The 23,525-nt window shown below is 60.1% G+C and carries 19 protein-coding genes and 3 pseudogenes; 10 read left to right on the top strand and 12 right to left on the bottom strand.

From position 1 onward, the window contains the following. Positions 1-45 precede the first annotated feature (45 nt). Positions 46-1,227, bottom strand: coding sequence for an L-glyceraldehyde 3-phosphate reductase (mgrA, locus tag AR540_RS12360; RefSeq protein ID WP_236712055.1), 1,182 nt, complete (start codon positions 1,225-1,227; stop codon positions 46-48). 1,763 nt (positions 1,228-2,990) lie between these two features. Here mgrA and AR540_RS26560 point away from each other — a divergent pair. Continuing rightward, a pseudogene (locus AR540_RS26560) lies at positions 2,991-4,085 on the top strand (HAMP domain-containing protein); the annotation flags it as partial. Between the two features lie 129 nt (positions 4,086-4,214). Continuing rightward, positions 4,215-4,943 carry a methyl-accepting chemotaxis protein gene (locus AR540_RS26555; protein WP_442963791.1) on the top strand — a complete coding sequence of 243 codons (729 nt, stop codon included), beginning with the start codon at positions 4,215-4,217 and terminating at the stop codon, positions 4,941-4,943. A 627-nt stretch (positions 4,944-5,570) separates the two neighbouring features. Here AR540_RS26555 and AR540_RS26080 read toward each other — a convergent pair. From AR540_RS26080 to AR540_RS12330, 5 genes are all read right to left on the bottom strand, one after another. Further along, the gene (locus tag AR540_RS26080) at positions 5,571-5,753 is read right to left on the bottom strand and encodes a hypothetical protein (protein ID WP_236712054.1); all 183 of its coding nucleotides are present in this window, start codon (positions 5,751-5,753) and stop codon (positions 5,571-5,573) included. A gap of 548 nt (positions 5,754-6,301) precedes the next feature. After that, a complete protein-coding gene (locus AR540_RS12345; RefSeq protein WP_059229747.1) occupies positions 6,302-6,661 on the bottom strand; it encodes a cyclophilin-like fold protein in 360 nt (119 codons plus the stop codon). Positions 6,662-6,781: 120 nt separating this feature from the next. Continuing rightward, positions 6,782-7,771 (bottom strand): aldo/keto reductase, encoded by a 990-nt coding sequence (locus tag AR540_RS12340; RefSeq protein ID WP_059229309.1) that lies wholly within the window; start codon positions 7,769-7,771, stop codon positions 6,782-6,784. Positions 7,772-7,840: 69 nt separating this feature from the next. Further along, complete coding sequence (locus tag AR540_RS12335) at positions 7,841-8,947, bottom strand: alpha/beta hydrolase (protein WP_153014228.1); 1,107 nt, start codon at positions 8,945-8,947, stop codon at positions 7,841-7,843. Between the two features lie 112 nt (positions 8,948-9,059). Next, a complete protein-coding gene (locus tag AR540_RS12330) occupies positions 9,060-10,262 on the bottom strand; it encodes an MFS transporter (RefSeq protein WP_059229745.1) in 1,203 nt (400 codons plus the stop codon). A gap of 205 nt (positions 10,263-10,467) precedes the next feature. On the opposite strand from AR540_RS12330, the gene AR540_RS12325 reads away from it, so the two are divergent. From AR540_RS12325 to AR540_RS12310, 6 genes are all read left to right on the top strand, one after another. Further along, on the top strand, positions 10,468-11,358 hold the full coding sequence (locus AR540_RS12325; protein ID WP_059229307.1) for a LysR family transcriptional regulator: 891 nt from the start codon (positions 10,468-10,470) through the stop codon (positions 11,356-11,358). A gap of 87 nt (positions 11,359-11,445) precedes the next feature. Then, entirely contained in the window at positions 11,446-12,351 is a 906-nt protein-coding gene (locus AR540_RS12320) for a LysR family transcriptional regulator (RefSeq protein ID WP_059229305.1), read from the top strand. A 109-nt stretch (positions 12,352-12,460) separates the two neighbouring features. Beyond that, a complete protein-coding gene (locus AR540_RS12315; RefSeq protein WP_059229303.1) occupies positions 12,461-12,907 on the top strand; it encodes a hypothetical protein in 447 nt (148 codons plus the stop codon). Between the two features lie 31 nt (positions 12,908-12,938). Continuing rightward, complete coding sequence (locus tag AR540_RS24845) at positions 12,939-13,352, top strand: (R)-mandelonitrile lyase (protein WP_082706986.1); 414 nt, start codon at positions 12,939-12,941, stop codon at positions 13,350-13,352. A gap of 44 nt (positions 13,353-13,396) precedes the next feature. Further along, a complete protein-coding gene (locus tag AR540_RS24840) occupies positions 13,397-13,843 on the top strand; it encodes a (R)-mandelonitrile lyase (protein ID WP_236712052.1) in 447 nt (148 codons plus the stop codon). Next, positions 13,824-14,579, top strand: a complete 756-nt coding sequence (locus AR540_RS12310; protein WP_082706984.1) for a carboxymuconolactone decarboxylase family protein — start codon at positions 13,824-13,826, stop codon at positions 14,577-14,579. The genes AR540_RS24840 and AR540_RS12310 overlap by 20 nt, the downstream gene beginning before the upstream one ends. Here AR540_RS12310 and AR540_RS12305 read toward each other — a convergent pair. The 5 genes and pseudogenes from AR540_RS12305 to AR540_RS12285 all read right to left on the bottom strand — a co-directional run bounded on the left by AR540_RS12305 (position 14,576) and on the right by AR540_RS12285 (position 20,332). Next, positions 14,576-15,241 (bottom strand): NADPH-dependent F420 reductase, encoded by a 666-nt coding sequence (locus tag AR540_RS12305; protein WP_059229301.1) that lies wholly within the window; start codon positions 15,239-15,241, stop codon positions 14,576-14,578. The genes AR540_RS12310 and AR540_RS12305 overlap by 4 nt on opposite strands. Before the next feature lie 30 nt (positions 15,242-15,271). Then, complete coding sequence (locus AR540_RS12300; protein ID WP_059229299.1) at positions 15,272-16,306, bottom strand: XdhC family protein; 1,035 nt, start codon at positions 16,304-16,306, stop codon at positions 15,272-15,274. Positions 16,307-16,319: 13 nt separating this feature from the next. Continuing rightward, positions 16,320-18,509, bottom strand: a pseudogene (locus tag AR540_RS12295) (xanthine dehydrogenase family protein molybdopterin-binding subunit). 22 nt (positions 18,510-18,531) lie between these two features. Continuing rightward, on the bottom strand, positions 18,532-19,524 hold the full coding sequence (locus AR540_RS12290; protein WP_059229297.1) for an FAD binding domain-containing protein: 993 nt from the start codon (positions 19,522-19,524) through the stop codon (positions 18,532-18,534). Beyond that, a complete protein-coding gene (locus tag AR540_RS12285) occupies positions 19,511-20,332 on the bottom strand; it encodes a 2Fe-2S iron-sulfur cluster-binding protein (RefSeq protein ID WP_059229295.1) in 822 nt (273 codons plus the stop codon). The genes AR540_RS12290 and AR540_RS12285 overlap by 14 nt, the downstream gene beginning before the upstream one ends. Before the next feature lie 253 nt (positions 20,333-20,585). Here AR540_RS12285 and AR540_RS26550 point away from each other — a divergent pair. Continuing rightward, positions 20,586-21,492: pseudogene (locus AR540_RS26550) on the top strand (LysR family transcriptional regulator). 345 nt (positions 21,493-21,837) lie between these two features. Continuing rightward, complete coding sequence (locus tag AR540_RS12275) at positions 21,838-22,362, top strand: nuclear transport factor 2 family protein (RefSeq protein ID WP_059229743.1); 525 nt, start codon at positions 21,838-21,840, stop codon at positions 22,360-22,362. A gap of 131 nt (positions 22,363-22,493) precedes the next feature. Here the strand turns inward: AR540_RS12275 and AR540_RS12270 are convergent, their stop codons facing one another. Next, positions 22,494-23,525: an AAA family ATPase gene (locus tag AR540_RS12270; protein ID WP_059229293.1), complete on the bottom strand. Its 1,032-nt coding sequence runs from the start codon at positions 23,523-23,525 to the stop codon at positions 22,494-22,496.

Here is a 23,525-nt window from a genome sequence, read left to right as displayed (position 1 = left end):
AGCTTGGGGCCGCGGTGCCCCAGGTGCACCGCGGCGGTCAGTCGGTTACTTGGGATAGCCGGCGCGTTTCATGTCGCGCACCGTCGCGGTCTGGGCGGCGGTCAGCGCCTGCTCGACGCTCATCTGGCCGGTAAGGGCCGCGGCGAACAGCTGGCCGATGCTGGTACCCAGGGCCTGGAACTCGGGGATGGTCACGTACTGGATGCCGACGTAGGGTACCGGCTGGGCCGAGGGATGGGCGGGATCGGCATGCTGCATCATGTCCAGGGTGATCTTGGCGAAGGGTGCAGCCGCCAGATAGGCCGAGCTGTAGGTGGATTGACGGGTACCCGGCATCAGGGTACTGGTGACGCGTGGGTCGCGCAGGGTCCAGGCCAGGGCCAGCTGGGCCAGGCTCTGGCCACGGCGCTTGGCGATGGCGTTCAAGGCGCGGACCCGCTCGAGATTCTCGGCCGACAGATGACCCTGCTGCAGCGACTGCCCACCGGGCTGGTTGACCCGGGCATCGGCGGGCACGCCATCGAGGTACTTGTCGGTCAGCAGCCCCTGAGCCAGGGGCGTGAAGGCGATCACGCCGCTGCCCAGCTCTTCGGTCGCGTCCAGCAGGTCCTTCTCGATCCAGCGGTTGAGCAGGTTGTAAGCAGGCTGGTGGATCAGCAGCGGAATCTTCCAGTCGGCCAAGAGCTTGGCCATTTCGCGGGTCTTGGTACCTGAATAGGAGCTGATACCTATATAGAGGGCCTTGCCTTGCTGTACCGCAGTGGCCAGGGCACCGGCGGTTTCCTCCAGCGGCGTATCCGGATCGAAACGGTGCGAATAGAAGATGTCGACGTAATCCAGCCCCAGGCGTTTGAGGCTCTGGTCCAGGCTGGCCAGGACGTATTTGCGCGAGCCGCCACCTTGGCCATAGGGTCCGGGCCACATGTCCCAGCCGGCCTTGCTGGAGATGATGAGCTCGTCGCGGTAGGCGGCGAAGTCCTCGCGCAGCAGCCGGCCGAAATTGATCTCGGCGCTGCCATAAGGTGGGCCGTAGTTGTTGGCCAGATCGAAGTGATTGATGCCCAAATCGAAGGCGGTGCGCAGCAAGGCGCGCTGCCGATCCAGCGGCGTGCTGTCACCGAAGTTGTGCCACAGCCCAAGGGACAGCGCTGGCAGCACCAGACCGCTGCGACCCACGCGGCGGTAAGGAATACGGTCGTAGCGATCGGAAGCGGCTTGATAGGCCATGCAAAGCTCCTTTCGGAAGAAATGGAGAATCGGCGGGACGTGGAAGCGGAATCGTGACGTGGAAGGTGTCATCGGATTAAAGCTGCCGGTAGCGACTTGTTCAAACCTGCACGGGCATACGGCTGGGATCACGGCGAGAGATGAGCACCGGCAGAAAACGGGCAGGTGGATTCTGCGGTGCTGATGGATAGGCGTCTGTGACTGGCATCGCTTGGCGACGATCCTGGTAGGCTGGAATCGCAGGTGGAGGGTCCAGGCGTAAAAACCACGAGGCCCAGGTCAACCTTCATAACCACGACTTCGCATAATGTATATTATGTTAAATGGTTAGTACAGTATGGAGGTAGCGCACGATCCGCAACCCTGGTACTCGGGCGTCTGCCCGATCGGTATCCCTTGCTGCTGCGCCCTACTCTCGGTCTCTGCCGTCGAAGCCTTGGGAGGCGCACCGCTGCTTCACCTGCTTTGCTCGGTGGTCGCCTGGACAATGCGGTCTCTGGGCAGCCAGATCCTCAGGTGGGCACCCGATCGATCTTTTGATCCTGGTAACAGTGATTTTTTGATGATGGCAGTGCTTGGCAACTGGTGCAGGTCACCAGGCAAACCCATACCGGCTGGCTACCAGGATTGCCTCCGTTACGCTGGACAGGTATCTCGCTGCAAAACCACACTTGAGCTCAGGCGCTAGACCTGTGACTCGAAGGTGATGCCGCCCAGCCGATAGGTCGAAGGCATCTTGAGGGTACCCGCTCACCCTCCTTCATATTCATTCACTTGCCATCGGTAGACAGGTAGAAATTGCGCTCTGCCTACACCTCAGCCCGCGCCTTCACATCCCCATGCTGGCGGCCGCGGGCCGCACGATCAAAGTCGCGCAGCGCTCAGACCCTAGGGATCGCTCAAAGCAGTTTTGATCACTACCAACGCTTGGATCAGTCCATCGAAGTGGCTTTAACGATTGCTTGGCCATGATCGTCGTTTGTAGGCACCGCCCCTAAGCCGCGGGATAGAGCGGCTTGAACCCTCCCGTTCAGCGTATAGGCAAGGAGGGGCGAAGGTCGCTGCAGTACAAGAATTGGTCGTTGCTGTGGGCATTGCAGTCCCTGGAGGTATGTAACTTATCTTCAGAGCGCCAGTATCTCTCATGAACCGACCACTGCGCCGCTGAGTTCTTATATTCGGCACAAGCGCCGCCCTAATTACAAGTGCGTTCGCGGCAACGCTGCATTCTGTAGTGTGCGGGGGACTGGCTCATCGTCATCGACAATAGCGCCAGGGTCGTCGTCTTATTCGGCGCCTTTGGATATGCAATCAAACAAATGGCGCACTATCTAGATAATCGATGGCTAGCCATGCGTCAGGCCGTAAAAACCATCTGGGTAAAGAAAGAGATAAGATTGCTAACTGGGCAGCCGCAGATGGAAAGCGCCCTACAACGCTACATCTATATACCCGGTCCGCCTGGATATTACTCAGCCGATAGCGTCAGAAAGGCTTATCGCATCCGCCGCTAAAAAACCGACTTTCCTAAAACTTCTTTTCATGGGTCGGATAATTGGAATACTGCCGGAATCATAAAGCCGTCAAAATTATCGCCGCCGCTGCTTCCTGTCGAATTTTTCGATGTGCGGATTTTGGAATCGTGTGACTATGGTTTGGCGAAAACACGTTACATGCTCACTGTAGTCTTCCATCCTTAAAAAATCACATCATGGCTCTGCCGTTGCCTCTCCTGTCCAGTCACACTTCATGCCGGGTGCTAAATGACCATACGAAACAAGTTAATAGCGGCTTTTGTAGCAGTCACGGTTATTCCGATCGTGATTATTACGATATTTGTCACCAAAATGGCCATAGATCGTGAGGCGACCTACTTCGAAGAAAGCAGTACCAAGCAGATGACCGAAGTCGATAATGGCTTCAATGTCTTTTTAAGTGGCGTCGCTGAGAACGCCCTTATGCTCTCCGATGGTGCGCTGTTTAAAAGCGCTGACTCTACCCTCCCCAATTACATGGATATCGGCAAGCCCTCTCAATTACAGCAACCTTCTTTTGGTATTGCAGGCGAGTTGTGGAGTTACTTTACGCAAATTGGAAGGTCGCATCCTAACTACGCTTATGTCTACATGGGCACCAGCCAGGGCGGCTATCTGCAGTACCCAGCCTCTACCATCAAGGCCAATTTCGATCCACGCAAAAGTACTTGGTTCACCACTGGCCTGTCTGGCGGTGGCAAGCCGGTACGAACAGCGGCCTATTTCTTTCCTGAAGATGACGCCACTATCATTTCCACAGTCCAGCGTTTCACTGATGCCACTGGGGGTTATGGCGTCCTTGGTATTGATGTTTCTCTTAAGCAGCTGACCGAGGCGGTCAAGCGTGTGCATTTTGGCGACACAGGCTATCTGATGTTGGTCGAGGATACGGGCAACGTGATCGCAGATCCTAGCGACCCTTCGCACAATTTCAAGACGCTGGAAAGTCTTGGGGATGGTTATAAAACGCTTGCAGGGGTGAATTCGGGAAATTTAACAGTCAAGCTGGGCGATAAGGACTACACAGCGAATATCTATCGCTCCAGCAAACTTGGCTGGAAATACATTGGTTTGATTGAGACCTCGGAATTGCTCGCGAAAGCAAAGAGCATTGCTGTAGTCATTGCTGGAATGAGCGCGGTGCTGATTCTGATCTTCGTCGGTCTTGGCTGGACGCTGGCTAACCGGCTTATCTCGCCAATCAACAAGACGACTTTGAGCCTGCGGCAGATTGCGAGTGGTGAAGGCGATCTGACTCAGCGTCTCGACACGGGTAGTCGAGACGAAACGGCCGCCCTGGCGGCAGGTTTCAATTCATTTATAGGGAGCATCCAAACATTAATCGGCGATATTCGCGCGTCCAGCGAAAGCGTCGAGCAGAACGCCGGCAGAGTCGGGCAGCAAGCGTCGACGCTGGACGACGTTGCTCAGCGTCAGGCCCAAGCGGTGGATATGCTATCCACCGCGTTCCATGAAATGGTTGCTACCGCCAACGAAGTTGCTAAAAGCTGTAGTAGCGCTGCCGTAGCGGCGAAGGAGGGCGAGAACCAGGCTGATGTGGGCCAGCAGGTAATTGCTTTGATGATCGACCAGGTAGAGGTGTTGGGAGCACGTATCCACGCGGCGTCGGGCTCTTTGCAGGGGCTGGAGCAGGACACACAGGCGATTAACGAGATCCTGGGTACGATTAAGGGCATCGCCCAGCAAACCAATCTACTGGCTCTGAATGCCGCAATTGAGGCAGCTCGTGCCGGTGATCAAGGCCGTGGTTTCGCTGTGGTCGCGGATGAGGTGCGGGCCTTGGCCAAGCGAACTAGCGATTCAACCGAGCAGATCAACGCACTTTTGTCCAAATTGGTCGACAGCACCAAAAACGTTACTCAGGAAATGAAAGAAAGTCTGCAGCAGTCCAACGCTTCGGTTGCTTACACCTCGCAAGTAGAGGCTGCGTTCGCCGGAGTACACAACGCCGTAACGGTAATCAAAGACATGAACATCCAGATCGCCACTGCTGCAGAGGAACAACACCAAGTCGCTGAGGACATCAACAAACATATTTTGGGCATAAGTGCCGATGCCGAACAAGTTTCCGAGGTGGTGGGCACAACGAAGACTGTTTCTCGCTCCTTGGTAAACGTTTCCGAAGAACTGAGTCACTTGGTTGGACGTTTCAGGATTTAATACCGCAGCGAACAGAAGGTGTTATGCAGAGCCTTTGGACGTCGGCCAAGAATTGGGAACGTTGCTGGTTTCCGCTCCAAGCTCTGTCGATCTCTCATGGGGCACGCCGGCTATTTTGTAAGTCGAAGGCGTCTTGACCGGCCCCCCAACCACCCTCCTCCACCTTCATCCGCTGGCCATCGGTAGGCAGGTAAAGGTTGCGCTCTGCCGATATCTCGGCTCGCGCCTTCACATCCCCGCGCTGACGGCCGCGGGCCGCACGATCAAAGTCGCGCAACGCCGAGACCTTGGGCTCGGCCTCGCCGGCGCGGCAGGTTGGCCTTGATGATCGCGCGTCCAACTTCTCCGCGGCGCTCCCCGCACCGGAGCGTGCAGCGCGGGTGCGGGGCTACGACCTCTCGCTTGACCAGCACAAGGTCGTCCGCCAGGTTCGCGGTCGTACGCAAATCCTGGTACTCGGGCGTCTGTTCTACCGGTATTCCCTGCTGCTGCGCCCTGCTTTCGGCCTCCGCCTGCAGTTACTCGCGCATGGTGGCCAGCGGTATGCGCTGGTTACTGGTGGTGTGGCCAGCCCCAAGTGAACGAGATCCGCCGTGGCACTTCGAAGGCGTGGCGGGTGTGCGGAAGCTACTTGGTGGTGACGCCGGCGCCCAGGGCACGCCAGAGCAGCCGCGGTCGCATCTCGCGTGGGTAGCTCAGTGCGACCCGGAGCATCTCGAGCTCGGCGGTGACCGCCTGCTTGCTCGTACTGCTGGCCAATACCTGCGGCAGCATGCTGGCCTGCAGGCGGAAGTCGGCCGGCAAGCGCATGACGGTGCCGGCGGCTTGGCCAACGCCGAGGTGGTCAGCGTGATCGCCGGTTGGTCGTTGACCTCGAGGACATCGGGTGTCTAACTTTTTTCCCTTCTTCCCCTAGGCCACCCTCCCCCTTTCCTTCCGTCTTTTTTGCTTTCCTGTTCCCTTCTCGCGCGCGGCGCGAGTGGTCAGCGGATAGAGCCCGGGCGGCGGGGGTGGACGGTCCTGGCATGAGGGTAAAGGAGTGGTATATTTTTGCTGCGGTTTTTTGTTCCCTCACGGCAGATGAAACCAAGACGTCCCGCGCATCGTGCCGATACCTCTGGTGAGCGCTTGTTCGATGATAAAAAAAGGAAGAGTGAGCAACTCTTCCTTTGGACTCAATCCGCGTTCCGAGCGATGCAGGGACACATCGTCTCACGGCTACCTACGAGCCCTAAATCTTCAGAAAGCTTGCATGCTCGGCTCGCATCTGCGAGGAACACCTGATCGAGGATGAAAAGACATCCGGCATGTCAATTAACCGTGCGGATCGTATCCTTAGGCGGAGTTCATACATGCTTTCATTCACCAGGTACGCGCTCGATCTTGACGAGCTTCGATCCGCGGTATCCCAAATGTTCGATGCCGGCGGTAATCCGACCTAGCCGAACAAGACCAGCGGAATAACCGAAATCCCGATAAAACAGCGCCAGATTTCCCCATGGAGCGTAATAGGCAACATCACCCACTTCAGGGTCTATCCCCGGGGGAGCACCGTGAGTGGCAAGCTTATGCGGTAGATAGGCGATCTTTTCTGTCGCCGAGTAGTCCTCCAGATCCAGAGTCAGGGGGAGCTGAGCCACGAAGTCGCGAGTGGCCGCACTGTCTTCCAGAAAGGCACTAACGAAACGGTCGCCTAAGGTGATGCGAATGTTGTACATAGAGCGTTGCTCTTCTTGATTCATGCCCTCGCCCAAGGCGGTAGCGCTGAATATCAGCGCTACCGTCAGGGCTAGGATCGGCATCCGGTATCTAGACACTGGACCTACCTCCGGCGGTTTCTACCAAGCATAGGCTTGAGGCGCTTCACCGCCTGGACCCGGCCAGATCCGATCCAGCTTCGCCAAGGTATTGGGAGATAGCTTTAGGTCCAGTGTCTTTAGGTTTTCGCGCAATTGTTCAACCGTCCGAGGACCGCTCAGCGTAGAGGTCACCACAGGATTTTGCAGCAACCAGGCAAGTGCCACATTGGCGGGGTTCTCACCCAGGTTTTTGCACAGCAACTCATACGCTTCCAGTTGCGGACGTAGTAGTTCGATTTGCTGTTGCATTGCCGGTGTCGCCCTGCGTCCGTTTGCAATCTTGCTTAACACTCCGCCGAGAATTCCCCTGCCGATCGGGCTCCAGGGAATCAAGCCTATGCCGAAATGACGCAAAGCGGGTACCACCTCGAGCTCGACGGCACGCTCAGTCAGGTTGTAGAGGCTCTGTTCCGAGGCAAGGCCTAGCAGGTTCCGCGACGTTGCCGTGCATTGGGCGGTAGCAATGTCCCAACCCGCGAAATTGCTGCTGCCGACATAGGTGATCTTGCCTTCACGGATCAACTGCTCCATCGCCTGCCAGATTTCTGCCCAAGGCGTTGCTCGGTCGACATGGTGCATTTGGTAGAGGTCGAGGTGATCTGTTTTCAGACGCTTCAGGCTGGCTTCGCACGCGCGGCGAATATGGTAGGCCGACAGGTACCTGTCATTTGGACCAGTTTCCATCGGCTGATACACCTTGGTAGCCAGCACGATCTTGTCTCGCCGTGAAGCATCTTGCGTCAGCCACTTCCCGATGATTTCTTCCGAGATGCCGTAACCCTTTACCATGTCGGGCGCCTGCGGGCCTCCATAGACGTCAGCGGTGTCAAAGAAGTTGATACCCGCGTCCAGCGCCTCGTCCATGATCCGGAAGCTAGTGGGCTCGTCGGTCCATTCACCAAAATTCATGGTGCCCAACCCGATACGACTTACTCTCAGACCGGTACGTCCCAGTTGCGCGTAGTACATGTCATTCAACTCCTCTGGAGACCGGCTGCGTCGCAGCGCGCGCTATGGATACGCCGTATACGTCTGCCGCTATTTCAAGTACTTGCCGAAGAAGTCGGCGATACGGTCGAAGGGGATTTTGTCTGGACGGTCATATAGGTCGACATGGCTGGCGCCCGGAACAATGACGAGCTCCTTGGGCTCAGCGGCCGCCGCATAGGCGGTTTCGCTGAAGTAGCGCGAATGAGCATTTTCGCCGTGGATGAATAGAATCGGACGCGGCGAAATTTCTTTGATGTAGGTAAGAATCGGCATGTTCATGAACGACAGAGGCGTAGTCATCGTCCAGGCGTTGCCGGAATTGACCGCCCTGGGATGGTAGCCCCGCGGCGTCATGTAATAGTCGTGATAGTCGACAAGGAACTGCGCCTCACCGCCCTTCAACGTGTTGTAGGGCGGTTGATAGGCAGGGGCACCACTCTCCGCATCCTTCCAGCGCTGTTGACTCAGTTGCTCGAGGACCTGCGTCCGCTGCACCAGTGTTACGCTATCGTTGTAGCCCTTGGACATAAGCCGGGTCATGTCGTACATGGTGCTGGTCACCACCGCCTTGACGCGCTTATCAACTGCAGTCGCGTTCAGCGCCATGCCACCCCAGCCACAGATGCCGATGATACCAATCCGCTCGCGATCGACCTCAGGCAAAAGGCCGATGAAGTCCACGGCGGCGCTGAAGTCTTCGGTATTGATGTCGGGTGAAGCGACGTTCCGCGGCTGACCGCCACTTTCGCCGGTATAGGAGGGATCGAAGGCAAGGGTTACGAAGCCACGTTCAGCCATGGTTTGCGCATAGAGTCCAGAAGACTGCTCTTTGACCGCACCGAAGGGACCACCGACCACGATGGCAGGCGAGCCTTCTTTGGCCCTCTTCTTCGGCAGGTATAGATCCGCCGCGAGAGTGATGCCATAGCGGTTAGGGAACGTTACTTTTCGATGCTCGACGGCTGCACTTTGAGGGAAGGTTTTATCCCACCCCTGTGTCAACGGCAGCTGGGTGCCGGCTGCTGCAAGGCGGGTAGATGAATTCGCGGAAGACTCACTTTGGCAACCCAATAGCCCGAACAATGCAGCGGTGAGAGCCGCGATCTGTAGGGCGCCAGTGTAGTGGGTGGTGCGATTGTCATGCTTGGCTATCATGTAGCTCTCCAGTAACAGGACCGGCATAGCAGTACCGGGATTCAGGGGCTGGGATTGAGTGCGAACCCTCACTGCTGGAGGGCTCTGCCTCGATTCGAGAAGTGAGCTCGCCTCAAGAGGCGTGTGTGCGGGCGGTGCATAGGGTGAATACCGCTGAAGCGACGAGTGCCGCGGCGCTCATCAGAAAGGTGCTTTGCAAACCGTGGTGGTCGAACAGCAGCCCACCCAATGTGGATCCCAGCGCGATGGACAGCTGAACCACGGCGACGAACAGACCGCCGCCGGCTTCGGCATCGCCAGGAAAGACCCTGGCAATCCAGGCCCACCAGCCGACTGGCGCCGACGTACCGGTGAGCCCCCACAAGGCCAGTAGCGCCACGACTGCGACCAGCCATTCGCCGAAGACAATTAAGGCCATGGCCACCAGTGCCATCAGTAGCGGAATGACGACAAGTGTCTGGTAAAAGCGATGCTGCAAGACGCGACCAATCAACAGCGTGCCGATAAGGCCTGAGGCGCCAATCACCAGCAGAAGCAGAGAGATACCGATGCCATGGATACCGGTGACGGTCTCCAGAAAGGGGCGTACATAGGTGAACAAGGAAAACTGGCCGAGGAATAGCAGACTGCTAGCCAGCATGCCAATGCCGGCACCGGGTCGCTTGAGTAGGCGGAAGACCTTGAACACTTCGGTCAGGCCGCTCACGCGCGTGCCGCCTGGCATGGACGGTAGGGTCTGCCACTGCCAGGCCAACGCCAGCAGGGCTATCGGTACCAAGCAGAAAAAGGCACCGCGCCAACCGATGAGAGCGCCCAGCCAGGCACCCAGAGGGGCGGCCACAACCGTCGCCAGTGCGTTGCCACCGTTCACGATGGCCAGCGCCCGTGGCACGTCTCGCTCCGGTACCAGGCGCATGGCCGTGGCCGCAGACATCGACCAGAAGCCACCGACCACGATACCGATCAGAGCTCTGCCCAGCAGGTAGGTGTAGTAATCGGGCGCCAGCGCGACGATAGCGCCGGATATTCCCATCGCTGTCGTCAGGCATTGCAGCAAAGTCTTGCGGTTCAGACTTCCGGCGAGGGCCGAAATGAACAGACTGGTCAGGACAGCGAAGGTCCCTGAAATCGCTATCCCCTGGCCTGCCATGCCCTCGGTGATATCGAGATCCCTGGCAATGGGTGTCAGTAGGCTGACCGGCAAGAATTCCGACGCGACCAGAGCGAAGGCACACACCGCCATGGCGAAGACGCCACTCCACGACTCCACCGGCCTGGGTTCTTCGTTGGCGCTATTGATCGTGCTGACTGTCATGCGAGACCCGGCTGTTTGAAAAGCAAAAGTGGTAACGGCCACGCGTCGGGCATCGTCGGCAACCGAGGTCGAGGACAGCTGGACTGCGCGATAGCGTGACTGGGTATGCCCTCAGTGTGGACCGGGCGATCTCCTGCAACTAGCTAATCAATAATGAATAGGCCTATAAGCTCTACTTATGAATTCTTCATGAGAAACTGAAGTCATGAGCAAACGCTATTTCAACGACCTGCTGTCTTTTGTGACCGTCGCACGTGCGGGTACCTTCACGCGCGCAGCGGCCCAGTTGGGCGTCACACAGTCGGCGCTGAGTCAAGCCGTTAGCGGTTTGGAAGCACGGCTGCAGATCCGTCTCCTCACTCGCACCACTCGCAGCGTTTCGCCAACGGCGGCAGGTGAGCGCTTACTGAACACCATCGGTAGCCTTTTCGACGAAATCCAGGCTGAACTGGACGAGCTATCAGCGCTGCATGACAGGCCAACCGGTACCGTTCGCATCACCTGTGGCGATCACGTCCAACGGAGCCTGCTGATGCCGAAGCTGGCGCCTTTACTGCTCAAGTATCCCGAGATAAAGATCGAGTTCGATATCAACTATGGCTTCCGAGACATCGTGGCGGACCGCTTCGATGCCGGTGTTCGCCTGGGCGATACCATCGATAAAGACATGATTGCCGTACCGATCGGACCGAAGATGCGCATGGCCGTGGTGGCATCTCAGGCTTACTTCGCCACCCATCCAAAGCCCAAGACGCCTCGTGATCTGGTCGATCTCAACTGCATCAACATCCGTATGCAGTCCGGTGGCGGGCTCCACGTCTGGGATTTCCAGCGCAAGGAGGAGCTGGTCAAGGTGCGGGTAGATGGGCAGCTGATTTTCAACACGTCTCCCAATATCGTGGATGCTGCGCTAGCAGGACTGGGTGTAGCCTGGCTGCCTGAGGAAGAGTTCGCACCACACATTGATGAGGGCCGGCTGATTCGTGTGCTGGAAGAATGGTGTTCGCCATTTCCAGGCTACTACCTGTATTACCCAAATCGTAGGCAGCCCTCACCGGCGTTCTCTCTCGTTCTGGAGGCGTTAAAGGTGAAATGAAACCAGGCCAGCACTTCCTAGCCACTCGTCTCACCGAGCCACACCAGATGCCTACGCTCAAGTGGTACTTTTTAGGAGCCAAAGGCTTTGCCTGATTCTCTTCTAAAAACCAACTTCAACGGCTTGACTGTCTTCTTCGCCGTAGCGCGTGAGCGTAGCTTCACCCGAGCAGCGGCGCAGCTCGGGCTGTCGCAAACCGCCGTAAGCCATGCCATTCGTGGGCTGGAGGAAAGACTGGGTACGCGGCTTCTGACCCGCAATTCACGCAGTGTCGTGCCCACTGCCGTAGGCGAGCGATTGCTACAGGCCATCGAACCAGAGTTCGTCGAGATCGACGCCTGTCTCGACTCCGTCGCAGAGATGGGCAGCAGCCCCAGCGGAACTATCCGTATCACCGCCTCAGATCACACCATTCGCACCGTGCTGACTCCCAAGCTACGCCGATTCCTGCCGCAGTATCCGGGCATCAAGGTGGAGCTCTGCGCCGATAACATGCTCACGGACCTGGCTGCAGGAAACTTCGATGCCGGCGTACGGCTTGGCGAACAGGTTGCCCAAGATATGATCGCTGTGCGTATCAGTCCGGATATCCGCTTCGCCGCGGTAGCCACCAGGCGGTATTTCGCCGACCGCGAGCTACCGCGGGAGCCGAACGATCTTTTGCAGCACAACTGCATCAATCTGCGGCTTCCGACCCATGGCGGCCTTTGGGCTTGGGAGTTCGAAAAAGATGGCCGCGAGGTCAACGTCCGCGTGGATGGACAACTGATCTACAACAGCATCTACGACTGCCTGGATGCCGCCATGGCAGGCCTAGGCCTAGCCTATGTGCCAATGGACCTGGTACAGCCCTATATAGGGACAGGCCATCTGATTTCGGTACTGGAAGACTGGATACCGCTTTGGTCCGGCTTTCACCTCTACTATCCCAGTCGCCGCCAGCCCTCCGGCGCCATGGCTCTACTGATCGCCGCACTCCGTCACGAGCAATGAAGCGCGCATTCATCGTTCTGCTGCATAGCCCCATGCACTGTTTTGCCGTTTTTCCTGCCTTCCAGGGCGGCTAACGTCACGACCTCGAGCCAAATCCGAGGACACCGGCATGCCACTACAGCGCTCACCCGCGGCGATGAGGGCACCCCTCGTCAACCTGTGCTCCAACGGTTCACGGCAGCCTCCCGCTATTACCGTCGCTCAGGGCACCCTGCACCTGATGCCTTATTCGCGCTTTCTCGAACAATCCAGAGGCGCCCCTTCGCGGGAGGCGCTCAGCTGCGGCTTTCATACCCCAGAGACGTTACTCGCAGCCAACCAGACCACCGGCAGGCACACCACGTCAACTCCGCCCAAATCCAGCAATGCCTTGATCGAAGCGGCACCCAAGCAGGACGAAATCTCGCCCTACGCACCGTGGAGCGACCTTGCCCTGTTCTACCCTCGCTACCCCTATACCAGCGAGCTAATTCGCCTTGGTGATCTAAATGGTGACCTTGCAATGGCGAGGAAGCCCACGTCCCTCACCGTCCAGCATGAACCGGCTGGCGACTGACCTACCATTTCCAACTAACCGGGAGATTTCCATGGAACTCAAACGCGCTGGCTCACAGCCTTCCCAGCCAGGACCCGCCGAGTATTTCACCGGTACCGTCCGTATCGATCCGCTCAACACTCCGCCGGCACCGGCACGTACCTCTTGCGCCAGCGTGACCTTCGAGCCCGGGGCGCGGACTGCCTGGCACACCCATCCGTTGGGCCAGACCCTGGTGGTCACCTCCGGCTGCGGCTGGACACAATGCAACGGTGGTCCCATCGTCGAAATCCGCGCCGGCGATGTGATCTGGTGCCCTCCAGGACATCGTCACTGGCATGGCGCGACTTCAACCACGGCCATGACACACATCGCCATTCAGGAAGCTTTGGATGGCCGCGCCGTTGATTGGCTGGAACACGTCACCGACGAGCAATACCTCGCTGGATCATCGCCCTTCCTTTGAGACTACGAGCTGAGACCGCCATGCCTTCACGTCCCCGAACGCCCTTGCTTGCCGCGATCATCTTGAGCCAGGGCGCCGCCGCTGCCGATCCGGGCCAAGAGATCACACGTGCTGGTAGTCAAGCCTCGCTACCAGGACCTGCGGCCTTCTTCACGGGTCACGTCAGGATCGATCCCGTTTGGCCGGCCAGCGAGTCGCTCACCGCTGCCGGTGCCCTCGTGACCTTCGAACCGGGGGCACGTTCGGCGTGGCACACGCACCCCTACGGTCAACGCCTGGTGGTGATCTCGGGTACAGGCCTGACTCAACAGTGGGGCCAGCCCGTGCAGGAGCTGCGTCCCGGCGATATCGTCTGGTGCCCACCGGGTGTCAAGCATTGGCATGGCGCCACCCCTACCACGGCGATGACGCACCTGGCCGTCACTGGAACCCAAGCTGGTCGCAATGTGGACTGGATGGAGCTGGTAAGCGATGAGCAATATCCGCATTAGTCTGTTACTCACCGCCATGGTCATTTGCGCACCAGGGCTCGCCGTATCCAGCGAGCGCCACTTGGCCGTTGCCCAGGAAACTTTCCCCATGAGTACGACCGTTTCGCCTCACCTATCAGTACCACAACAGGCTCTCTTGCCCATCGCCGCACTCGCGGCGATGGGAGATCTGCCACGTCTGGCACCTGCCCTGGAGCGCGGCCTGGATGCCGGACTCACCGTCAGCGAAATTCAAGAAGTCCTGTTGCAGCTGTACGCCTACGCTGGTTTCCCACGCAGCCTGAATGCCCTAGGGCAGTTCATGCAGGTACTGCAGACCCGGCGTCAGCGCGGCGTCGTGGACGAGCCTGGCAAGGCACCTAGCCAACCCATACCACGCGGCGAAGCCCTGCTGCAGGCGGGTACCGCTAACCAGACACGCCTCAGCGGCGCCCCTGTGACGGGGGCGTTGTTCGAGTTCGCTCCAGCTATTGACGAGTATCTGAAGACCCATCTATTCGGCGACATCTTCTCCCGTGACAACCTGGACTGGCCAAGTCGTGAATTGGCTACGGTATCCATGCTCGCCGCGATCTCCGGTACCGACCCTCAGCTGCAAGCGCATCTGAGGATCAGTCGGAACGTGGGCCTGACCACGAACCAGTTGCAAGAGTTGGCGGTGATACTCAGCGACCAAGTAGACATGCGGACAGGGGCACGGGTGAGTATGGCCCTGGCAGCTCTTCCCACGTCCTAACGACGGGCTACCTCAAATAACCGATCCAATCGCGCGCAGCGATAGGCCCACTCCGGACCGTGATCGGTTTCGTAGGCCAGGACACCAGATAGCATGCCAAAAGGTTCAAGGTAGCGAGCAACGCGTAACGGCCCGGCATCTACCGGCTCGAAGCCCAGCTCGGTGATAAGACCGGCGACCTGGCCTTTTGCTGTCGCGTCATCGCCACACAACAACTGGCTCGGCCGTAGGGGATCGGCACGGTTGTCGTAAACGCTGCGCAAGACTTCGCTCGGCGTTGCTTGGAAAGCGGCGACCAGTCGGGAATCGGGCAGCCGCCGCGCCAGGTTCTCGGCGCCTGAATCGAAATGGCCGATCAGCAGCTCGCGATCATCGGCGTCCAGTGGGTTGCAGCAGCTCAAGACCGTCCTGCCTGCGAGGCTACCGGCCTGCGCCAGCACGTCATCCAGTTGCAACCAGTGTACGGCCAGCAGCACCAAGTCAGCCTCAGCCACGGCTTCCGATGGCGTTCCCACTCGCCCACCAGGCCCGGCCGCCACAACAAGACGCTCGAGCTTCTCTCGATTGCGGGCATAGGCGAAGGTGACCTGATGGCCCTGTGCGGTGAGCAGACTGCCAAGGGTGCCGCCCATACGCCCCGCGCCGAGGATACCGATCCTCATGAAAGCGCTCCTTGATTAGGGACCACCAAGCTAAACCGATGCCAGGCGTCGTACACCTATGGCTTCGGCGTCATCCTTGGCTTGCGCCACCGCCCACGCTGCTGGCAGGGACACCTCGTTCTTGACCGCCAGAATCTCCGCCATGACGCTCACGGCAATTTCCGCCGGGGTCCGGCTACCGATATACAGCCCGATGGGCCCGCGTAGTCTTTTGAGGGTGGTCGCGGTCGCCCCGAAGTGCAGCGACAATCGTTCGCGACGGTTGCGGTCATTGCGCCGGGAGCCGATAGCACCGACATAAAAAGCCGGACTTTCCAGCGCCGCAAGCAGCGCAAGGTCGTCCAGGCGCGGATCATGGGTCAGGGCGACAATAGCGCTACGCGAATCAGCACCGAAGTCGACGACGGCATCATCGGGCATGCCTGACTGCCAGTGCACACCAGCCAACCCCCAGCTCGCCCGTTGCTCGGGACGAGGATCGCAAACCGTGACCTCGAAGCCGTTGAACAACGCCATGGTCGCCACGTACTCAGCAAGGGCGCCAGCGCCTATCAGCAGGAGCCGATAACCGGGGCCAAGTGGTGTCTCCAGGCGAGCGTCATCGCAATACAGAGTCGCATCGACCGTTCCCCCGGTCAGCTTGACCTGGCCATCGATCAGAGACAGGCAGCGTCGTACCAGCTCTCCCCTTTCGAGGCGCGCCACCAGCTCAATCAGCACAGCGAGCTCGGGCTGGAATTCCAGTACCAGCTCCAGAGTGCCGCCACAGGGTAACCCGAAGCGGTGCGCTTCGTCGGCACTGACGCCATAACGCAGCCGCTCCGGCACCCCCACAGGCATTCCCGCGCCACCCTCAAGGCGCGTGTAGCGAGCGACCAGATCGTCCTCGATACAGCCACCAGAGACACTGCCTACGCTTCTTCCATCCTCGCGCAAGGCCATCAAGGCTCCGGGCGGGCGTGGGGACGACCCCCAGGTACGCACCACGGTAGCCAGCATCACTCGATGCCCCTCGCTCATCCAGTCACGGGCGCTGCGTAACACCAGCAGATCCAGCTGTTCCATCCGACGCCTCGCGCTACAGCAGCTTTTCTGGCGTGATCGGCAATTCGCGGATGCGCTTGCCGGTGGCATGGAACACCGCGTTGGCGATGGCAGCGGGAATACCCACCATACCCAGCTCGCCCATGCCCTTCACGCCCAGGGGATTGACCAGGGTGTCGTCTTCTTCGACGAACAGCGTCTCGATGGAGTGGATGTCAGCGTTCACCGGCACGTGGTAGTGCTGGAGATTGGCGTTAATGATGCGACCAAAGCGATGGTCGATTTCGGTGGCCTCTTCCAATGCCATGCCGATGCCCCAGACCACTCCGCCAATCTCCTGGCTATGGGACGCCAAGGGGTTGAGGATCTTGCCGCAGGCCGTGACCTCGACGACGCGAGTAACGCGCACCGTACCCAGTTCAGGGTCGACCTTGACCTCGACGAACTGTGCGCCATGGGCCAGGGCCGCGTACTGCTCACGCTCTGGCGACGGTACTGAGTCATAGGTTTCGACGATCTCCACGAGGCCATGGCGCCCCATCAGGTCGGCTACCGGCACACTACGCTGCGGGTCGGCTTTGACGCGCAACACTCCGTCGAAGAGTTCCACAGCATCCGGCGCCTCTCCCGCAAGAGCCGAGCCGCGTTCACGCTGCGCCAAGCCCAGCAGCCGGGCGGTGATGCCTAGGGCAGCCCCTCGTACCGCGGTACCGACGCTCGAGGTAGTAAAGGAGCCGCCCTGAGGTGGCGCTTTGGGCTGCCGGGTGTCGCCCAGCTCGAAGTGCACCTGATCCAAACGCAAACCAAGGAATTCCGCGGCAATCATGGTCATCACCGTATAAGTGCCAGGACCTATGTCGCTGGTGGCGCTGGCTACTCGTGCCGTGCCGTCGGCCTGGTAGATGACCCGCGCACTCGCGGGCATCTGCATGGCACCCCAGACGCCAGTAGCCATTCCCCAACCTACCAGTAGCTTGCCGTCGCGCATCGAACGGGGCTCGGGCGAGCGGTGCTGCCAACCGAATTTCTCAGCGCCAAGCCGATAGCATTCGCGCAGTGCCTTACTGGTGAAGGGTTTGCCACTTTCCGGATCGTGCTCGGCGTAATTGACCAGCCGCAGCTGCAGGGGATCCATGCGAAGCTCGTGAGCCAGCTCGTCCATGGCGCTTTCCAGCGCAAACATGCCGCTGACCGCACCCGGTGCCCGCATCCAGGTTGGCGTAGCCAGATCGGTGGGCGCGACCCGTAGCGGCGCGTGCAAATTGGGGCAGGCATAGACCTACCGCGTGAACTGCGTGGTGGCATCGGAAAATGTCTCGAAACGCGAGGTATTGTGAAAGGCCTCGTGAATCATCGCCTGCAGGCGACCACCCCGATCGGCGCCCAGGGTGACACGCTGGGTGGTTTGCGGCCGGTAGCCGTGACCGGTGAACATCTGACTGCGGGTATAGACCAGCTTGACCGGGCGCTTGAGTTCGCGAGCGGCCATGGCGGTCAGTAGCGGATAGTAATTGGGCTTGAGCGAAGAGCCGAACGCCCCCCCCACGAAGGGCGAAATCACCCTTATTTGTTCCGGTGACATACCGAGACTAGAAGCGAGATGCTGACGCACGCCATTGACCTGCTGGGTCTTGTCGAAGAGCGTCAACTGCTCGCCTTCCCAGACTGCGATGGCGGCATGGGGCTCGATAGGATTGTGGTGTTCCACCGGGATACGGTACTCGGCACTCAGCCGAATCGCCGCGGAATCTAAAGCGGCCTGGGGGTTACCACGGGGATGGGATTGGGCACTGTCGGAATCAGGCTGTGCTTGATCGAGCACCGCATCAAGATCGGTGAAATGGGGCTCTGACTGGTATCGCGCCTGCACCAGCCTCGCCGCGTACCTTGCCTGCTCGTAACTCTCGGCGACCACCAGCGCAATGGGCTGTCCGTTGAACAGGATGCGATCAGACTGCAGCGCCCAGTTTCGGGTAGGCGACCCCATCTCCGAGCCCGGGCCGAAAACGGGAGTGTTACCATGGGTGAAAACGCGGATGACGCCTGCCGCCCGCTCGGCCTCGGCAGTGTCGATCTCCAGCACACGCCCGCGGGCCACGCTGCTCAACACCAAAAAGCCATAGGCCAGATGCGGCACCTGAAATTCTGCAGCGTACTTGGCCTGACCGGTGACCTTGGCAACGCCGTCGACCCGTGTAGTTTCCTTGCCTAGATATCGTGTCATGGACGGATAATCCTCGCTGTCGTCAGGCCAGTTGTGCGGCCTGGGCCAGGGCTCGCGCCACTGCCCGTCGACCCAGTTCGATCTTGTAGCCGTTGTGCGCCAATGGCCGGGCGCCCTCCAGGGCCAGTTGCGCCGCCAACTCGAAGCTCTCGGCATCGATCCGACGTCCGCGCAGCGCATCCTCGGCAGCGAGACTTCGCCAAGGCTTGTGCGCTACGCCACCCAGCACCAGACGCGCCTGGCGAATACGATCCCCCTCCAGCTCTAGGCCAACGGCCACCGCTACCATGGCGAAGGCATAAGAAGCACGGTCACGTACCTTGAGGTAGTAGCTGTGGCGCGCGAAATCGCCGGCAGCTGCAGGCAGCTCCAGTGCCGTGATGAGTTCGCCTTGGAGCAGTTGGTTGTCCCGCTCAGGCGTGTCGCCTGGCAGGCGATGGAACTCACCGACCGGAATCAGCCGCTCACGACCATTCACCCCACGCACCCGGACCCGCGCATCCAGCGCATACAGGGCATTGGCCATATCGCCTGGATAGGTGGCGACGCAGGCCTCGCTCCAGCCGAGAATGGCATGACTCCGATTGAGCCCGTCGCGAGCCCCGCAACCGCTGCCTGGAGCACGCTTGTTGCACGGTAGTGTCGTGTCGTAGAAGTATTGGCAGCGGGTGCGCTGCATGAGGTTGCCGCCATTCGTGGCCATGTTGCGCAACTGTCCCGACGCTCCAGCGACGATAGCCTGAGTCAGCAGTGGGTAGTGCTCACGCACCAGCGGATGGTTGGCTGTCTCGCTGTTGCTGGCCAGAGCACCAAGCACAAGCCCCGAGCGATTACGCTGAATCTGGCGCAGCGGCAGCGCTCCAACGTCCACCAGGCGCGTAGGCCGCTCGACATCCTCCTTCATCAAATCGAGCAGATTGGTTCCGCCGGCGATAAAGCGCGCACCTGGGTGATCAGACGCTGCGCTGACGCCCGTTTGGGCATCGGTCACCCTGACATACTCAAACGGTCTCATGACCATCCTCCTGCCGTGCCCAGGCCAGTTGCTCTTCGTCCGCGAATCCCCAGGTACGCGCTGCCTGCCGTCCTGAGTGAACCTCCTGGACCGCCGCAACGATGCCGGGATAGGCTCCGCATCTGCAGATGTTGCCGCTCATACGCTCGCGGATCTCGGCGTCGTCAAGCAGCGTCGCCTGACGGCGGACGTCAGCGGTGACATGGCTGACTTGACCACGCCGCGCCTCGTCCAGCATGCCGACCGCCGAGCAAATCTGACCTGGTGTGCAATACCCACACTGGAAGGCATCGTGCTTGATGAAGGCGGCCTGGACGGGATGCAGGTGGTCGCCTTGTGCCAAGCCTTCGATGGTGGTGACGGTGCGACCCTCGAGCGTCGCCGTTAGCGTCAGGCAGGAAAGCACGCGCTGGCCATCCACCAGAACGGTACAGGCACCACACTGTCCCTGGTCGCAGCCCTTTTTGGTGCCGGTCAAGCCCAGCCGCTCGCGCAGCGCATCGAGCAGCACAACCCGTGAATCCAGCGCCAGCTGGTGTCGCTGACCGTTCACTTGGACAGCCACCGCCACTACGTTCTGAGCCTTGACCGGTGCTTGGAGGGCGTCTTCAGCCAACACCAGGTCAGCCAATGCGGATTCCTGTACCAGTAATTGGCTGGCGAACAGGCCCAGGCCACCCGCAGCGGATTGCAGTATGAAGGCTCGGCGGGACTGGCCGACATGATCTAGCTCGGGCAGTGCCTCAAGCAGGACTACTTCGTCAGCGTTGAGTTCGGCGTTGGAATCATGCTCGGGCACGCAGGGCATGGGGCGATCCTCCAGATATCCATGGCGATAGCGCGGATCAGCGCCGCGCAAACCCGGACTCTAAGCAGCTCAGCGGTAAGCGAGACCCCGGTAACATCGAACGCAGCCATGCAACAGAGCGATAGATCCCTCGCCAACCGGTATGGCGCCTAGCCCATTCGCTTCTTTACCAAATCGAGGACAGGAAATGACTGAGGCCGCGCCAGCCTTCCGGATTGCTACACTGACTTCCTTTTCGTAACAGGGCGGACGGATGGCGCGTCATCACTATGGCGACCTGCTGGCACTGATTGCGGTGGCCCGCGAACGTAACTTCACTCGTGCTGCCGCCCAATTGGACATGTCGCAATCCATGCTCAGCAGTCGCATCCGCGCACTCGAAACCCGGTTGGGCATACGCCTGCTGACTCGAACCACGCGCAGCGTAGCCGTCACCGAGGCCGGCCAGTATCTGTTGGCGGAAATCACACCGCGATTGGCGGACATCGAGGCCGAGCTGCAGCGAGTGATAGCGCACAACGATGCACCGGCCGGCAACGTCCGTATCACTGCAACCGATCATGCGATCGATACCTTACTTTGGCCGCGCCTAGCGCCGCTGCTACAGGCCTATCCCCAATTACAGTTAGAGCTGAACGACGACTACGCCCGTAGCGACATCGTGCAAGGCCGCTTTGACTTCGGCGTACGCCATCGGCGATGGGCTAGATAAGGACACCTCTGCAATCCGGATCGGTCCGGATTTACGATTTGCTGTCGTCGCCTCGCCTGCCTACCTGGAGCGACGACCTGCGCCAGTCATTCCTGAGGATCTGCTTCTACACGACTGCATCGCCCTGCGCCTGGCGAACGGTGGCTGCTATGCCTGGGAGTTGAAGCAGGGTTGTCGCGAAGTCAATGTTCGTGTGCCCAGCCGGCTAGTGTTCAACGGCGTCTATCCGATGCTGCGCGCTGCACTGTCGTCTCATGGCATGGCCTACATTCCTGAGGATCTTGTCCGCCCGCATTTAGCTGAAGGCCGGCTTCTACCGGTATTGGAAGGCTGGTGGCGCACATTTCCCGGCTACCACCTGTTCTTTGCACGCCAACAGGAGCTTCCACGGGCCCTTGCGGTTGTTGTAGAGGCACTGAGTTATAATGATTCGGCAGACCAGCGATAACGAAGATAAACTAGGAATTACGCCCTAGGTTCTCCTGGGTTGCCCAGGCCCTTTGGCGACCGTCGAAGCGTCCGTGTAGGCAACGTCCTTCGCTACGGCTACCTGGCCGCTCTTTACCGGTGCTGGATGCCAGGCGTCGACTGATCAGGCTAAGTACTAACGGCTAGCACAGGCCAATCGCGGTCTCCATAGGTTGATCGGTAAGAAAGGCTAACCAAGTCGTCCAGGCTTTGGCGGCTTATCCATACAGGCCCGCAGGCTTATGGTGATTCCCGGGCAACGTCTCCATCCGGAGAGCCGTGCAGGAAGCCCGTCAACGAGTCCTAGTCGCGAGGTTTGACCGCCATGAATCCATCCAACCGGTTCGCCTGGGCCGCGCTCCTGATGCTTGCCACGCTGATCTGCGCTACCGGCACGGCCGGCGCTGCCGAACCGCTGTCCGAGCGCAATCGTCAGGTCATCGAACGGGCTTTTGCCGACTGGACCTCAGGCAAAGGCAGTTTCTTCGAGGACGTCATCTCGCCCGACGTGGTCTGGACCATACAAGGCAGCGGCCCCGCTGCGGGTGTCTATCGCGGTCGCCAGGAGTTCTTGCACCGCGCGGTACGGCCCTTCGCACAGCGACTGGCGACGCCAATCGTGCCCAGGGTGCAGGCCATCTGGGCGCAGGGCAACCAGGTGGTGGTGCGCTGGAATGGCACGGCCACCGCCCGCGATGGCGCTCCCTATCGCAACGAGTACGTCTGGATATTCGACATGCACGATGACCGGGCCGTCCGGGTCGAGGCCTTCCTCGACCTGGCGCCTTATCAGGACGTCATCGACCGTATCCCGCTCGCAGCGGAGCAGGATTCGCGGAGGGCCGGCTAACCCGGTGCGGCCACCCTCCTCCCGCCCGCCATCGGGCTGAGCTTGCCGGGTTTCTCCCAAGGGCCGGGCGCCAAAGATTGAGACCGCTACCCGGCCGCTTCCTGTCAGCTCTCGTTTCGTAAGGATCTTGGTCAGTCCAACGCCCGAACGTTCAGGCCCTCCTCCCCGTACAGCGCCTGCAGGCGGCAGGCCATCGGTTGAGCGAGCAGCCTGGCGGCTACCGCCGGTTCCAATTCCCGGCGCAGCCACCTGACCAGGTCGCGGGCACCGAACCGGGCATCGTGTCCTTGGCAAAGGAAGGCCTTGGCGCGCTCGTCCAGTTCCAGGCTACGCCCGTGGCGGTGCAGGCGCTGGTTGAGCTTGCCCAGCTCGATGTCGAGCAGGCCGGGAAGCCAGTCGTGTTCGAGGCGTTCGAAGGCCAGGATGCGATCGATGCGGTTGAGGAATTCCGGATCGAAGTGCTGGTGCAAGCTCTCTTCCAGGATACGGCCCTGCTCCTGGGGCAGCCGGTTGAGCCAGCGCCGCCAGCCATGCTCGAAGCGGGCGCGATAGGCCTCCACGGCGCGGGCGCCCAGGTTGCTGGTCATGAAGATGAGGCTGTTGCGGAAGTCGAGGCGCTTGCTGCCGGCGCTGAGCACCAGCTGGCCGCTGTCGAGCACGTTCAGCAGGGTGCGGATGACCTGGCCATCGGCCTTTTCCAACTCGTCGAACAGCACGATGCCGGGACGGCCGTAGCTACCGGAGATGGCTTCGGCGTCGAACAGGGTGGTGCCTTCCTTGCTCCCTACGTAGCCAGGCGGCGCGCCGGCCAGGGCCGCGGCGTAGTGTTCCTGGGCCAGGGTATTCATGTCGATGCGGCACAGGGCATCCGGGCGGCCGTGGATGCCCTGGGCCAGCAGGCGCACGAGCTCGGTCTTGCCGACGCCGGTGGGGCCGATGAACAGGCTGACGCCGAGCGGTCGTTCCGGGTCGCCGATGTCGGCCTTCACCACCTTGAGCAAGGCTTCCACCTGGTCGAGCACCCTGTCCTGGCCGAGGATGCGGGCGCGCAGCAGCGCCATGACCGCGGCTGGTTCGAAGAGGAAGCGCGAGGGCAGCGGCGCCTGGCCCTCGCGAGCCAATTGGCCGCGGTTGTGCTCCAGCAGGTCGTTGACGAATGGCAT

Origin of the sequence: Pseudomonas sp. EpS/L25 (assembly GCF_001512295.1) — a bacterium.
Classification (GTDB): Bacteria; Pseudomonadota; Gammaproteobacteria; order Pseudomonadales; family Pseudomonadaceae; genus Chryseomonas.
This window is presented reverse-complemented; position numbering and strand designations above follow the sequence as displayed.

Coding starts and splice junctions, on each gene's coding strand:
- AR540_RS12315 (WP_059229303.1), top strand. CDS start 12,461: ATGCCACTACAGCGCTCACCCGCGGCGATGAGGGCACCCCTCGTCAAC.
- AR540_RS12310 (WP_082706984.1), top strand. CDS start 13,824: ATGAGCAATATCCGCATTAGTCTGTTACTCACCGCCATGGTCATTTGC.
- AR540_RS12270 (WP_059229293.1), bottom strand. CDS start 23,525: ATGCCATTCGTCAACGACCTGCTGGAGCACAACCGCGGCCAATTGGCT.
- AR540_RS12300 (WP_059229299.1), bottom strand. CDS start 16,306: ATGGAACAGCTGGATCTGCTGGTGTTACGCAGCGCCCGTGACTGGATG.
- AR540_RS12340 (WP_059229309.1), bottom strand. CDS start 7,771: ATGTACTACGCGCAACTGGGACGTACCGGTCTGAGAGTAAGTCGTATC.
- AR540_RS12285 (WP_059229295.1), bottom strand. CDS start 20,332: ATGCCCTGCGTGCCCGAGCATGATTCCAACGCCGAACTCAACGCTGAC.
- AR540_RS12325 (WP_059229307.1), top strand. CDS start 10,468: ATGAGCAAACGCTATTTCAACGACCTGCTGTCTTTTGTGACCGTCGCA.
- AR540_RS26080 (WP_236712054.1), bottom strand. CDS start 5,753: ATGCGCTTGCCGGCCGACTTCCGCCTGCAGGCCAGCATGCTGCCGCAG.
- AR540_RS12275 (WP_059229743.1), top strand. CDS start 21,838: ATGAATCCATCCAACCGGTTCGCCTGGGCCGCGCTCCTGATGCTTGCC.
- mgrA (WP_236712055.1), bottom strand. CDS start 1,227: ATGGCCTATCAAGCCGCTTCCGATCGCTACGACCGTATTCCTTACCGC.
- AR540_RS26555 (WP_442963791.1), top strand. CDS start 4,215: ATGCTATCCACCGCGTTCCATGAAATGGTTGCTACCGCCAACGAAGTT.
- AR540_RS12290 (WP_059229297.1), bottom strand. CDS start 19,524: ATGAGACCGTTTGAGTATGTCAGGGTGACCGATGCCCAAACGGGCGTC.
- AR540_RS24845 (WP_082706986.1), top strand. CDS start 12,939: ATGGAACTCAAACGCGCTGGCTCACAGCCTTCCCAGCCAGGACCCGCC.
- AR540_RS12345 (WP_059229747.1), bottom strand. CDS start 6,661: ATGTACAACATTCGCATCACCTTAGGCGACCGTTTCGTTAGTGCCTTT.
- AR540_RS12305 (WP_059229301.1), bottom strand. CDS start 15,241: ATGAGGATCGGTATCCTCGGCGCGGGGCGTATGGGCGGCACCCTTGGC.
- AR540_RS12335 (WP_153014228.1), bottom strand. CDS start 8,947: ATGATAGCCAAGCATGACAATCGCACCACCCACTACACTGGCGCCCTA.
- AR540_RS12330 (WP_059229745.1), bottom strand. CDS start 10,262: ATGACAGTCAGCACGATCAATAGCGCCAACGAAGAACCCAGGCCGGTG.